Here is a 13,686-nt window from a genome sequence, read left to right as displayed (position 1 = left end):
TCATGCCTCCTGGATGAGGTCAAACTCACCGGATGCCTTGTTCCAAAGCCATTCGAAAAGCTCGGACGATCCAACATCGATAGATCCGGTCTCGGTCACGCCGAAGCCCCGGTTGTCGCCCTTCGCGAACTCCTTGACGAAGAAGTCGAGGTCGCCTTTGGCGGAATACCTATAACCAGTCACGGTGGTGCCGGCGCGACATTTGGCCAGCACGATCTGACCGATGGCGCGGCCCAGGATTGCTCCTGCCCAAGTATCGATCGGAAAATGTACCCCGGCCACGGTCCGATTGACGGCGATGCGCTCCGCCAGCTTGGTGATTAGCGCTTGGCGCGCCTTGACGTCCGGGTAGTGCTGTTGCTGGCGTTCGACAAATCTGTTGAGGACGGTCGCGACTGCGAACGCTTCGGTGGCGTGTGCGCTCGGGAAGGTGCCGTGAGCCGGGGTCGGGATCATCGGCATGACCTGCGCGCCGGCGCGATCGGGGCGCCGACAGGCCAGATGGTGCTTCACAACCATCGCAACGTGGGCGGCAAGCACCTGAGTGATCGTGATCAGCTCGAACGTATGAGTGTTGGCGCCGACTTGAAGGCCGAGCAACATCGCAAAATACGGCGTGGGAAAGCCGAGCTGGGTGATAATCTCAGGCGTTCGGTCGGGCCGCTGGTCCAGGTAGGACCTCATGAATTTCAACTGCTCCTTGAAACAACCGCTGTCCGGACGCCGCACGGCGTAGAAGCTCCGCTCGCCGCGATCATGGTCACCGCTGTCACCGTGATGTCGACGGGGGCCATAGCTGAGGGTCACGGTCCTGTCGTCCACGCACCAATCGAGTTCCTTCAAGAATTCGGTGATGTAAAGCGAGGCTCTCACCCAGTCGGCCCACAAGGCCATGTTGCCGGCGGACGAGAAGGCGAGTTCCTCGATGTCCTCCGCCGTATCGCGGCTGGCGACGTGGGTGATTGCCTGCTCGGCGATCTGCAGACCTTGCACCAGGATCGGATCGTAGACGGGGTCGGCGCCGGCGCCGAGGAAAGAGCCAAGCCCGGTAAAATTGAGGTTCCCGCCCCCAGTTCCGCCTGTACCTCCCGTGCCTCCCGTCCCCCCGGTCCCACCGGTGCCGCCCGTTCCGCCTACAATCGACATCAGACGCTCCTTTGTTCAAGAAGGGATCCCGGCAGCGCTCAGCGCTTCGGCCGCCCGCTTGCCGAAGTTGTAGTCCGCAGCCGGATGATCCCGGCGATAAGCGGAGACCGTGAAGTGTGGTTGACGAGTCAAGAGGTCCGAGGCCGCCCGCTTGGCGTCCTCGTTTCGACCCAGATTGTGCAAAGCCACGATTTTCGTGCGCAAAGTGGAAATGTGGCGATGATGTCTCTGCAGCGAGCGCTCGGCGAAATCCAGCGCTTCGGCGTATCGTCCGGCGGACAGAAGCGCTGTCGCGCTGAGCGATTCGTAGTAGTATCGAAAGGGATCGATCGGAGACAGGCGCCGCGCCCTTTCGGCTGCCGTGACCGCCGTAGGTCCATGGTCTTGGAATGCGTTCAGCGCGCCCTTCAGGAGCCAAGCCAGCGCCTCATTCGGGTTGCGGCGCAGCGCTTCGTCGTAGCGTGCACTGGCGATATCCATACGACGCAGCAGATTGTTGTGTGCGAAACCATCGATCGTGAGGCAAAATGCGTTGTCCGGATTGATGTCGAGAGCGCGCGCGGTGCTGTCGAGGGCGATCCGCGTATCCTTGGCCGGATCGGTGCTCCAGCCATTGAAGACACTCAATGCGTGCCACTTCCCGAACCAGGCGTGGGCTTCAGCGGCATTGGGAGCGCGCTTCAACGTCTCCTCGATAAGTTCGCGCGACCTTGCGAAATCGCGAAGTGCCGGGCGATGCATGAGCCCCACTCCGGCCACCAGGAGCCGATGATCTTCCACGTCGGAGAGTCGACGATCAGACACATGCGAGATCGCATCGTCTGCCACCGTGGCGCCAATGGCGCGCACGATCTCCGCTACGCCTTCCGCGCACCTATCCATGAAGCGGCCGATCGGTCCCGCGAATTGCCGGGTCCACAGGATGCGGCCCGATATCGTGTCAACCAAATCCGCGTCGAGTATGATCTCGCGTGAGGCAACGCGAAGGGTGCCGACCAAGCAATAGTCGACAGCAAGCTGCGCGCGAACTGTTGCGATGTCCACGGCTCGGTGATCGAGCGCCCTGCTGGACCAATGGGAGATCACGGAGGTCAGGTTCGATCGTGAAAGCGAGCGACTCACTTCCTCGGCCAGCCAGTCGCCGAGAACGGCATGCTCCGGTGTTCCACCGATCGTCCGGAACGGCAGCACTGCGACGAATGGCAGCATCGGCGCGGTGAGCGACTGCGTAGAGCAACCGTACAGCGAATAGATCTGCTGAGGATTTTGGCGCATCGCGCCAAGCCAGCTGTTGAAGCCGTCCTCCTTGAGGTTGATCCCTTCGAGCAGCTCCCCAGATCCCGGCCGCCCGATGAATGAGACGCGGGCGAGGTCGAGCGTGAGGTCGGAATTCGTGCTGCTCAGAACGTCTGTGAAGCAGTCTCCCATGATCTGTCTGATATCGGATAAGGCCCGTCTCAGGCTCTGTCTGCCCGTATCATAGCAAGCCGTGCCCCATAGTGTGTCCTGAAGGAACGGCCTGGTCCGACGCCCAAATGGTGCGGTCGCCAGGAGGGCAAAAAGCGCCTTGTGCTTGGCTCCGGTTATCTCAAATCCATCCGCCTGTGTGGACCGGACCACGCAGGCTCCAAACAGATTGATTTCAATGCGCTTGATCTCCACCACAGAAATCCCATAGGTGAGACAACTTGTCATTCCGCAATGAATACAACCTAACACTGTATCAAGCGCATATCCAAGTGTCCTCACACATTTTTCACGCCGCCAGCTTTGGATGTTCGCATTACTGTTCTGTATGGCCAAATCGGGCGGCGAGGGTGAGGACGAAAAAGGTCGGCGATCCGGCCTGGAGGCTCCTCGTGACGTGGTGGAGTTCTACTCCCGCTGGGCCGATTTTCGGCAAACGGCCACCCAGATGCTGGATCGGGCCGACCTTTCCCCGGACGAGCGGCAGACAATCTTCTGGCTGATCCAGTTGGTTGACCGCATTAGCGAGCATGATCTCTAGCCGGACGCCGAGTGAACTAACGGGGGTGCTCGAGCTGCTCTACAACCGGATCCGGCATGATGGCTGAGCCGGGTGGGTGCTCAGTTTCCGCCATTTACTGCCGTCGAGCGCGAAGGAGCGACGCAGCGAGTTGAGCGCGTCGGCTGCGCCCGAGGGACGCACTCACGTTTATCTCACGCGACAAAAAGCAAGCCGCCGATATTCTTCGTATCGACATCGCTCGGCCAATAAAGGTGAGAGCGCGCTGTTCACGTCCGCTGGCACGATCAACGGAATCGCTGTCTCGGGCCGTTCGGCTCCCGACCTCAGAACGCGATATCCGGCAAATCTGTGTCACAGGGCCTTTACGCTTCACGCTCAGAGCCAGGGAGAACAGGCATGTTAGTATCTCAGTTGTTTTCTGGACACGCAGACCTCGAGTTGATCGCGTCCGGCGGGCGTCGCATGCTGGCGCCCGAGGTGTCCGATAGCGTGGCGCTGGTTCAGCAAGCGCTTCTCGCCATCGGATTCCCCTTGCAAGCTGCCGGCGTCGATGGAGCTTTCGGTCAGGAAACGGGAAATGCCGTAGTCGCTTTCAAGACCGACCGCGGTCTGTTTCCGAACGACCCCGTGGTCGGGGTTGGGACGATCAAACGTCTGGACCGCGAGATCACATGGCTCGAAGGTGGGGATGGAGCGGGACTGATCGACGTCGCGACGCTGGACACAAAGACCCTCGTGCTCGATCCTGTCCACGCGGGCTTCGTCGAGAACACGTTAGGGGATATGTCGATCGGTCAGAAAGTGCTGGACCAATGGGAATTTGGCGACAGGGCCTGTTTTCGCGCCTCATTTCTGTTTGATCGCTTCATCGCGCAGGCGCTCGGTCGATTCATCGAGCCGTTCGTTTTCGAGAATTTCTGCGAGAGGACGGGGCCCTGCACCGCCGACGATTTTTTGGACGAGGCGGGCCCGCTGAACTACACGGCGTTCCTTAAGCCGAGAAATCCGACAGTTCCGCCAGCGCGCATTGACGAACTGGCCAGCATGCGGCGTCCGGACATCATCTCGCACCGCGCCTTCAAGGAATGGTACGAGATCAAACCGGCCAGCGTCTGGAGTGCGGGCGAGGCGTGGATCAAGCTGAATAGCATCATTCCAGCCTATGCGGCGCGTGGTCTGCCTTACAAGCCCGGTGAGAAGTATGTGCCGACCGATGTCGTGCTGGGGCGCTTCCTCACGCCTGAAGGCGAAAAGCTCGATCTGATCCTCAGCCTGCGCCGGCAGGCTCCAGGCCTGATCTTCTACATTCTATGTGTGAAGGGCGACTATGTCAGGTACTTCAACCGTGTCCGGATCGCGGCCGGCGTCGCGGCGCTGTTGATTGCGCTGAGCGAAGTCCTGGTGCCGGCAGCGGAGGTGGCGGGCGTCCTTGCTTCTCTCCAGGAGATCCTGACCGCGCTATCGATCGTAGCGGCGCCGGCGCTGCAAAGACTTTAACCGCCGGAAAAACCAATCGTCGCGCAGCTGTCCATCTCAAGCACAGAAGGCGGCAATCTCAACGCGGTGCAGGCATTCAAAGTTCAGTTCACGCTTAACTCACGTGACAAAGCAGGCGCCGTGGCTATCATGGCTCCATCAATCCCATCAGGAGGACCAAGTGATGTTTCCAGTTCAATCGGCACCGATCGGTCGCAGCATTCTCAACAAAAGCTTGTCGTCGCGAGAGATCGGGCACGATCCCGCAGGTTCGGGCACGGCTGACGTCGAGGCGCAGTTGGATGGGTCGATCCATCAACAAGGCTTCTTCAGTGATCTTGGAAGCCATCTTGGCAGTGTGATCGACGATCTGGTCGGTCAGATCTTTTGACCTGAGCGTCGACAGGATCGAGATCCTTCCGAAATGCGGCGCGCCGGGCTACATCGGTCTGTGCGCGCTCTTCTGCCGACACGGTACACGCCTTGGGCCAGAGATCGAGCGTCAAGGTTACGACCCCCACGCGAAGGGCAGCGATAGTGCCAAGTGCGCAGCGGGCTGTTCGAAATGATCATGCAAATATGAAAGCTAAGGCGCGACGCCATTTGTCTTGAGCTCATTGCGACTTGGCGGCTTTGGCCAGCATTCGAACTAAGTGAGCTCCTTGATGCTTCAAAGGCGCCACGAGCTGTCTGCACCGGCCGTTGGATCGACAGTCCCATTCAGCCTCATGACGTCAGCGCTGGTTCGCCGAGCGGCCCGCAGTGCTCGGTCGAAAACGGGGCGTTGCGCATTTCATCTTGATCTGCGGCGGGACGCTGCGATCACGACGCGCACTCACCCCTATAGCGAGTCATTGATTGATTGCGGAGTCGGCGTCGACCCGCGATCGGGCCGCGCACCTATCAACGACTTCATGCATTCGGCGTCCGAAGTTCGCGGGAAGGTGGGTCGTATCCGCGATAAGAAAAATCACGCTTATCTCACGCGACAGAAATCGTTCAACAGATATTATTGCGAACTGAGATCGTGTTCACCGGCGGACGTCGTCGCTGGGATCGGCAACTCTAACGCAGCTTGAAGAGCTGGAGCGGCCGACGTCGAACTGAGATTTCAGGTGCGTATTCGAAGGAAGCGAACGAGATGGCAAGTCGATCTGCCTTAGTTGCTGGCAGGCATGTTGAGCGGCCGTCCGGGTCTGGCGCCGCAGGCTCGTCACCGTCGGGTGTGAAGACGCGCAGCGTGCTGTGGACGCCTGAGGGCAGTTCTAACAATGTGCAAAGATTCGATGCCGGTAGAGGCTCGCCGGGCGTTCGTATCGCCGTGCTGGACGGCCGTGTCGATCTTGAACATCCATGCTTCCGAGGTGCTCATCTTGCTCTGCTGCCCAGCATGCTCCCTGCGGATCAAAAGTCGTTGGGCCCGATGGCCGCGCATGGGACTCACATTACGAGCGTCATTTTCGGTCAACCCGGCAGCGAAGTCGAAGGGCTCGCGTCGGGCTGCAGTGGGCTCATTATTCCGGTCTTCTTCGAAGATCGCCGGAGCGCATCGCAGCTCGATCTGGGCCGTGCCATCGAGCTGGCTGTCGATCATGGTGCGCACATCATCAATATCAGCGGCGGTCAGCTGACGGACGTTGGGGAGGCCGACGCCTGGCTGGAGAACGCAGTGCGCCTCTGCGCCGATCGCAATGTCCTTGTGGTGGCGGCGGCCGGCAACGACGGGTGCGAGTGTCTGCACGTTCCGGCAGCGCTCCCGATGGTGTTGCCCGTCGGCGCGCTGGATCGCCAGGGCCGACCGATAAATTTCAGCAACTGGAGCGGAGCGTATCGCTCCAGAGGCTTGATGGCCCCAGGCCAGGACATCCTTGGCGCCAAGCCGGGCGGCGGCGTGACGCGTCGCAGCGGCACCAGCTTTGCGGCGCCCATCGCGGCCTCTGCTGCCGCGCTGTTGTTGAGCCATCAGGTCGATCGAGGCGAACCACCTGATCCGCATTTCATTCGCCAGCTGCTGCTCGACAGTGCGTTGCCATGCGACGGCTTGGGCTCGGACGAGTCTGACCGATGCTTGGCGGGGAGGTTGAACTTACCAGGTGCTTTCGAACTCTTGAAACGGAGTATAGGACAAATGACCAGAACCACGATGACGGCGAATACGGCGATCAGCCCTCAGTGCGCTTGCAACGAGCTCGAGGAGCCGAACACGGTGGCACAGGCCGAAGTAGCGGGGCCGAATGCGGCGGACCCGCGTTTGGAGTCGTCGCAAGGCGCTATACAGTCGCTGGCTGCGATGGCGATCGGTGGCAGCCGGATGCCGGACGAGGGCGCCGGCCCCCGGCCTGCTGCAGCACGCGCCGCTCCCGGCATGGCACTCAGCTCCGTGGTGCCGAGCTCCATCCCGGACATGGATGAACCTGCCGGTCTGGTCTATGCACTCGGCGTGCTCGGCTATGATTTTGGGACGGAGGCGAGACGGGACAGCTTCAAGCAGCTGATGCCGGACTACAACCAGGTTCCTGCAAATCCTTACGACGCCCGCCAGATGGTCGACTATCTGAAAACCAATCTTGCGGAAGCCAAATCGCTCATCTGGACTTTGAACATCGAGCTGACGCCGGTGTATGCCATCGAGCCGGTCGGAGCATTTGCCCGCGACGTTTATGAAGTGCTCCTCACCATGCTCGCCGGCGAGATCAAGATGGAGTCGGACGCGGATTTCGTTCAGCGCGTGGCCATTCCAGGCGTGCTGACGAAGCGCACGGTCAAGCTGTTCTCGGGGCAGGTCGTGCCGGTGATCCAGCCGGTCAATACGCGCGGAATGTATGGCTGGAAAACCAACGCACTGATCGATAACGCATTGAATGCGCTTGCCAGCGATGGGGTGGAGTCGGATCAGGCCGAGAGCATCCGTTCGTCGCTGGAAGCATTTCTCAACCGTGTTTACTACGACCTGAGGAATCTCGGAAAAACATCCCGCGACCGCGCGCTGAACTTCGCCGTCACCGACGCGTTCCAGGCGGCCACGACGTTCAGCAACTCGCTCGTAGAGGGAATGCAGCTCGATGAAATTGCGGTCGACAAGAGCCCGTTCTGTCGGATGGACAGCGATTGTTGGGATGTGAAGTTGAAGTTCTTCGATCCGGAGAACAACAAACGCGCCAAGAAGATATTCCGCTATACGGTCGATGTGAGCGACCTCATACCCGTCACCATGGGCGAGGTGCGGTGGTGGACCCAACCCAATTGATTTCGGGAGGACACACGCATGGTCAACATCAATCCGATCCTTTCAAGGCCGGTGAAGCGTCCGCATTTCGTGGACCCATCGACATGTGTCGATGTGGTGCATGGAAGGCCAGGGGATTTGATATCTCTGGCGATCTCGCTGATCCACGGCGCGAATTATAACGATCCGGCTCCGTTTGAATGGGCTGCACCTGAGCAGGTCATAAGTTCGGCATTCGTCCACGGGAGGTTTTGACAACATCATGACGCGGGACGCGATGATCGGCCGGCAGTGCCGGGCGACCATCGTGCGAGGCCGAACGAGTTCAGCAAGATTATTTCGCAGCGAACGAGGAGCTGTCGGCAATGACGAAGAAGCCGCGAACGGAAAAAAAGCGCCCCAGCGGGTCGATCACCTGGGACGAGGCAAGAGCGATGGGCATGAGCTATCGCAGCTACCTCCAAGGACTGACGGGGTTAGTGGACAGGAACGCGAAAGCAGCGACGGCCGAAGCGGAAGATGCCGACAAATCGTACCTGCGAGGAAGGATTTGGGCATAGGCGCTTGGCGGACGGGGGCAATCGCCCGGCTCGATGACGAAGGGATCGGATGAGAGACATGCAGGCTGAGGTTGTCGACTATACGGCGAGTTGTTGCGCGAGCCCGGTGCGGCTGTGCATCAAGCCGAACTTCAGTGTCGAGCTCGTCGAGCCGATGCATGTATATTTGCTCAGCGAGCACGCATCTCACGTCCTGACAGGGCAATTGTATTGCGCCATCGTGCCGTTGCTCGATGGCCGATACACCATCGCCGAGATTCGTTCGCTCTTGTCTGAGACAATCTCGAGTGACGTTGTAGACCATGTGATCGCACGACTGAGCAGGCTGGGCTTTCTCGTCGAGGCCGTCGACGGAACAGCTCCCGGCGTCGCGGCATTCTGGAGCGAGCTTGGCTTCGATCCAGGCCGGGTCGTGATGCAGCTCCGGCAGAGCAGGATCTCGCTGGTGGCCGTCGGCGATGTCTCCGTCGCGCGATTGCTGACGTCGATATCGGAGGCGGGCCTCGTTGCTGATATCCGGGCAGTTCAGAGAAGCGGCGATGCGGCAGCAACTCTGCCCGACCTTCAGGTCGTCGTGACCGACGACTACCTGCGTCCGGAGATCGAGGAGATAAACCGGATCGCATTGAAGACCCGACGGCCCTGGATGCTCGTCAAGCCGGTCGGCAGCGTCATCTGGCTCGGTCCCATCTTCGTGCCGGGCGAAACCGGCTGCTGGCAGTGCCTGGCTCACCGCTTGCGGGGCAACCTCGAAGTAAAGGAGTCCATACACCGGCAGAGGAAAGCCCAGGTCGACGCTCCCATTTGTCTGCCGACGTCACGGCCTGCGCTTTCGTCAACTGTCGACCTGGCGCTGCATTGGACGACGACGGAGATTGCGAAATGGCTGGCAGGGCGGACGCTCGGGCCCGAGGACGGCAATGTCAGGGCGGAGACCCTGGCGGGTAAGATCCTCACGCTGGATCATCTGAGTCACGGCTGCCAAACGCATTCATTGCCGCATCGGCCCCAGTGCAGCTGTTGCGGCGATCACGCCCTGATCGCCCGTCGAGGGTTTCGGCCGATCATGTTGGAATCGTCGCCGAAGCAGTATGTCGAGGAAAGCGGCCACCGCTCCATGACGCCAGAGCAGACCGTCGCCCGCTATCAGCACCTGATCAGCCCTGTCTCCGGGGTCGTCACGGAATTGACGAGGATCTCAGATCCCGCCAACCATTTGGTTCACACCTATAGATCGAGCCATAGCCGGGGCACCGTCGGGTCTCTGCGCGGCCTGCGCCGGATCCTCCGACACACCAGCTCCGGCAAAGGCAAGACCAGCGAGCAAGCCCGCGCCAGCGGTCTCTGCGAGGCGATCGAACGCTACTCGTTCATCTATCAAGGTGACGAGCCGCGGATCAACGCCACTTTGGCTGAGATGGGCGAGAACGCGCTCCGTCCCGAATGCTGTCTACAATTCAGCGAGGCGCAGTACGCAGATCGCGAGACGTTGAATGCAAGTTCGGCAGTCGGCAACAATTGGATTCCTATGCGCTTCGACCCTGGCCGGCCGATCGACTGGACACCGGTTTGGTCGCTCACGCATGGACACCAGAAATTTCTGCCGACGGCCGCTTGCTACCAATGGTACCCGCTCCCAAGGGATCATGAGTTCTGTCGGGCGGATTCAAACGGGAACGCCGCCGGCAACAACCTGGAAGAAGCGATCTGTCAGGGATTCCTGGAAGTCGTCGAGCGGGATTGTGTGGCGCTTTGGTGGTACAACCGCTTGCGGCGTCCGGCCGTCGATCTGGCGAGCTTCGATGATCCGTACTTCCGCAATCTCGAGCAGTACTATCGGGACGTCGGCCGGGAGATGTGGCTCCTCGATCTCACTGCTGATCTCGGGATCCCGGTCGTGGCCGCGGTCTCCCGAAGGATCGCGGGCAGCAGTGAACGGCTGATTGTCGGCTACGGAGCCCATTTCGATCCAGCCGTTGCCGTGACGAGAGCGCTGACCGAGATGAGTCAGGTCGGCCTGGAGTTGGACAAGATTCCTGATGAGCTGATCGATGCAGAAGGCGCCGAGTGGCTGCTCGGCGCGCGAATAGAGGACAAGCCTTACCTTGTCCCTGACCGGCTGGCACCGGCTACGAAGTCCGTTGATTTCAAATCAGCCTGGACGGGCGACATACGCGACGATGTCGATATTGCCGTTGCCGCTTGCCGGCGCATCGGTCTCGAGGTCCTGGTTCTCGACCTCACGCGGCCCGACATCGGGCTCAACGTCGTCAAGGTCGTCGTGCCGGGCATGCGCTTCTTCTGGAAAAGGTTTGCGCCGGGGCGTCTTTACGATGTGCCTGTCAGGCTCGCCTGGTTGAATGAACCAACCCCCGAAGCACTGCTCAACCCGACGCCGATGCCGTTTTAGTTGACGCCGCGGGTTCCGCTAGCACCGGACGCTCACGGCGAGCCTGGCTTCTTCCGCAAGGAGGAGGAGTACGCGACCCGCTCAAAGTGGTCGAGCATGCGTCTATCGAAGGAGACAACCTATGAAGATCACGAACAAGAAGCCCGTGCAGATCGCGCCGGTCTCTCGCAGCATCGTCGGCAATTCGGCCGACCTGTTGTCCGAGCTGTCGGAGGAAACCCTTGCCGGCGTGACCGCGTCGGTCAGCGTCAGTGTTCCCGGCGTCGGCTCGGTTACGATCACCTGCGCCTATTCGGGTAGCGCCGAATAGAACCCGGACGACAGTCACCAACTGAAAGACGACGGTTCATTGGTGATCTGTCGAATTTGAAGGGGAGCGCTCGTCGCCGGCGCGGCGAGCGCTCCCAATCCCGGAAACCGAGTGATCGAGCTTCTGACAACGTCAATCGGCCGTGCGCGATTTTGCCGATTGCAGCGGCAGCGGGAGGGAGCGTTTGGATGATCTCAGACGAGCGAGCAGCCCGATGAGTCTGGATTCTTCGAGACTTCTGAACGCCCCATCTGTGCGAGCTGCGGACCTGCATGGGCGGTTTGTCGACGGTTCCTCCACCGCGAGAGGCGTGACTGCGTCCAACCTGATTGTCGATGCCGGTGCCGTCACAATGCCCCACGATTTGGATGGCCGCATTCCTGGTCTCGGCGAGCTCCGAAAGCGGACGTTGGGCGACCCTCGAGTCACCATCGTCGTTCTCGACGGCTACCCCGACCTGACATTGTCTAGTCTTCGCAGCGATCGGATCTCGATGCTGCTTCCGTATTGGCATGAGCGGGCGAGCCCGATCACGGCTGAGCAGCACGCCTTGTTCCGCGAGATCGCGAATAGTGATCTTCCTGATGAGCAGAAGGAAGAAAGACTTCTTACCGAGTTCTCGCCAGACATCCTGCTTCGAATTCTGGGCGACCGTCACGCCACTCATATCACCAGCGTCATCGCAGGTCGGCGTGGCACACCGGCGCCGGGCATCGCGCCGGGTTGTCGGGTGATCGTCGTGCCGATGAACCAAGTTGGCGAGGCGGGGGAGTTCATATCGCCGCTCAATCTCGCCCGGGCGTTCGATCTGGCCCATGATTGGGGAGCTGACGTGATTCATTGCGCCGCGTGCGTGCCGACTCAAACGGATGCGCCACACGACCTGCTGGCGCGCGCGGTCCGCCGATGTCTCGACGACAACATCCTGATCGTGGCGCCGGCCGGCAATAACGCGGGCGATTGCCGCTGCTTTCCTGCCGCACTTCCGGGGACGCTCGCAGTGGGCGCTCTGAAGGACGACGGCAAACCGTTCAAGTTCAGCAATTGGGGCGGCAATTATTCGGCAGACGGCATCATGGCGCCGGGCGAAAACATCCTCGGAGCGCAACCGGGAACGGAGGAGCCGATCCGCGAAATGGGGACGAGCGTGGCGGCGCCGATCGTTACCGGCATCGCCGCCTTGTTGATGAGCAAGCAATTGCAGGCCGGGCAGCAGATTGATGCAGCGGCGATCCGCGCGGCGCTGCTCGATACGGCGCGCTTATGTGACCCAGCCGTCATCGACGAGCCGGAACGTTGTCTTCGAGGCGTTCTGGATCTGCCCGCGGCTTTCGAGGCGCTGTTCACGTCGCGTGGCGGGATTGGTGCGAGCGGCGGAGACGATCGTCTCCTCGCCGGTGTCGGACTCGTTCCCCAGACGGGCGTGATGGCGAGTGCCGCATCATCGTCCGTCGAGGACACCCTCTGTCCATCGGCTTCGCCACCGACCGTAGCGGACTCTGCCGCTTCGGCGTCGGCTTCGGTCGGCGCGACTGGGGGCATCGAACAAAGCACCGCTCATTCGGGCCTGGTCTATGCGCTCGGCAGCTTGGCCTACGACTTCGGATCCGAGATCGGCCGGCAGGAGTTCGAGCAGTATATGGGCCGGGAGGCGGGGCGTGCCGGCCCGGACCGGCCGACTCCGCACGAGGTGCAACACCTCATCGAATATCTCGATCGGCGCCGGACGGAGCGGGACTGTCTGATATGGACTCTGGTGATCGGCGGCTCGCCGGTCTATGGGCTCGTTCCCGAAGGCCCTTATGCCGACACAATATACGAGACCTTTCTGCAACTCTTGGCCGGTCAAAGCCTGACACCGGATCAATCCGATTTCATCGAGAGGATCAGCATTCCGGGCCGCCGCACCGGCGAAATGATAAGGCTTCAATCAAAGGCGGAGCTTCCAATCGTTGCCGTCACTGATTTGCGCGGCATTTACGGTTGGAAGATCAATGAGCTAGTCGATGACGCCGTGGACAGGATACACGGCGCAGAGGCTACTCCGGCGCGCGCATTTCTCCATCATGCAGTAACCGACTTCCTCAATCGCGTGTACTTCGAGTTGCACAATCTGGGGCAGATGTCCCGAGATCGTGCGATGAACTTCGCAGCAACGAATGTGTTTCAGGCTGCATCGGTTTTTGCTGCAGCAGTCGATGAAGGGCGCGTGCTCGACACCATCGTTGTGACCAAGAGCCCAGTATGTCGAATGCACAGTGACTGCTGGGAGTTGTCCTTGACGTTCTTCGATCCGGACGACGAGGGAAGGGCAGCAAAAATATTCCAGTTCACGATTGATGTATCTGAGATGATGCCGGTTACGGTCGGTAACGTGAAGAGCTGGTTCAAGAGGCGCGGTTCCGGACACTAGCATTGCAGCTGCCGCTGATGAGCAGTTGAGCACTCTCGGATCGGCGATAGTCAGGAGGAGAGTGTTGGTACCGTGTTTTCCCCGCTGACTGCCGGAGAATATCGGATCAGCTATCTCGTAGCCGGCTTTGGCGTGCTTCCGAGACTCGAAACGCC

The 13,686-nt window shown here is 60.6% G+C and carries 11 protein-coding genes; 9 read left to right on the top strand and 2 right to left on the bottom strand.

Translation table 11 applies throughout. The features are described 5' to 3' along the window. The gene (locus tag K410_RS0127785) at nucleotides 1-1,146 is read right to left on the bottom strand and encodes a phosphatase PAP2 family protein (protein ID WP_028137904.1); all 1,146 of its coding nucleotides are present in this window, start codon (nucleotides 1,144-1,146) and stop codon (nucleotides 1-3) included. Between the two features lie 15 nt (nucleotides 1,147-1,161). Next, nucleotides 1,162-2,808, bottom strand: coding sequence for a hypothetical protein (locus tag K410_RS0127780; protein ID WP_245269555.1), 1,647 nt, complete (start codon nucleotides 2,806-2,808; stop codon nucleotides 1,162-1,164). Nucleotides 2,809-2,920: 112 nt separating this feature from the next. Between K410_RS0127780 and K410_RS0127775 the strand changes: the two genes are divergently transcribed. From K410_RS0127775 to K410_RS37370, 9 genes are all read left to right on the top strand, one after another. After that, entirely contained in the window at nucleotides 2,921-3,154 is a 234-nt protein-coding gene (locus K410_RS0127775; RefSeq protein ID WP_028137902.1) for a hypothetical protein, read from the top strand. Between the two features lie 444 nt (nucleotides 3,155-3,598). After that, nucleotides 3,599-4,633: a peptidoglycan-binding domain-containing protein gene (locus K410_RS0127770; RefSeq protein WP_028137901.1), complete on the top strand. Its 1,035-nt coding sequence runs from the start codon at nucleotides 3,599-3,601 to the stop codon at nucleotides 4,631-4,633. A gap of 160 nt (nucleotides 4,634-4,793) precedes the next feature. Further along, a complete protein-coding gene (locus K410_RS0127765; RefSeq protein ID WP_155253721.1) occupies nucleotides 4,794-5,003 on the top strand; it encodes a hypothetical protein in 210 nt (69 codons plus the stop codon). A gap of 750 nt (nucleotides 5,004-5,753) precedes the next feature. Continuing rightward, complete coding sequence (locus K410_RS0127760; protein WP_080672265.1) at nucleotides 5,754-7,859, top strand: PatA/PatG family cyanobactin maturation protease; 2,106 nt, start codon at nucleotides 5,754-5,756, stop codon at nucleotides 7,857-7,859. Nucleotides 7,860-7,877: 18 nt separating this feature from the next. Continuing rightward, nucleotides 7,878-8,093, top strand: a complete 216-nt coding sequence (locus tag K410_RS38725) for a cyanobactin biosynthesis system PatB/AcyB/McaB family protein (protein ID WP_080672264.1) — start codon at nucleotides 7,878-7,880, stop codon at nucleotides 8,091-8,093. A gap of 110 nt (nucleotides 8,094-8,203) precedes the next feature. Continuing rightward, nucleotides 8,204-8,398: a hypothetical protein gene (locus tag K410_RS0127755; RefSeq protein WP_028137898.1), complete on the top strand. Its 195-nt coding sequence runs from the start codon at nucleotides 8,204-8,206 to the stop codon at nucleotides 8,396-8,398. 58 nt (nucleotides 8,399-8,456) lie between these two features. After that, nucleotides 8,457-10,808, top strand: a complete 2,352-nt coding sequence (locus K410_RS0127750) for a TOMM precursor leader peptide-binding protein (protein ID WP_049820445.1) — start codon at nucleotides 8,457-8,459, stop codon at nucleotides 10,806-10,808. A gap of 121 nt (nucleotides 10,809-10,929) precedes the next feature. Further along, nucleotides 10,930-11,118, top strand: coding sequence for a DUF5837 family cyanobactin class RiPP (locus tag K410_RS0127745; protein WP_028137896.1), 189 nt, complete (start codon nucleotides 10,930-10,932; stop codon nucleotides 11,116-11,118). A 310-nt stretch (nucleotides 11,119-11,428) separates the two neighbouring features. Next, on the top strand, nucleotides 11,429-13,531 hold the full coding sequence (locus tag K410_RS37370) for a cyanobactin maturation protease PatG family protein (protein WP_196236076.1): 2,103 nt from the start codon (nucleotides 11,429-11,431) through the stop codon (nucleotides 13,529-13,531). Nucleotides 13,532-13,686 lie beyond the last annotated feature (155 nt).

Origin of the sequence: Bradyrhizobium sp. 22 (assembly GCF_000482425.1) — a bacterium.
Classification (GTDB): domain Bacteria; phylum Pseudomonadota; class Alphaproteobacteria; order Rhizobiales; family Xanthobacteraceae; genus Bradyrhizobium; species Bradyrhizobium japonicum_B.
This window is presented reverse-complemented; position numbering and strand designations above follow the sequence as displayed.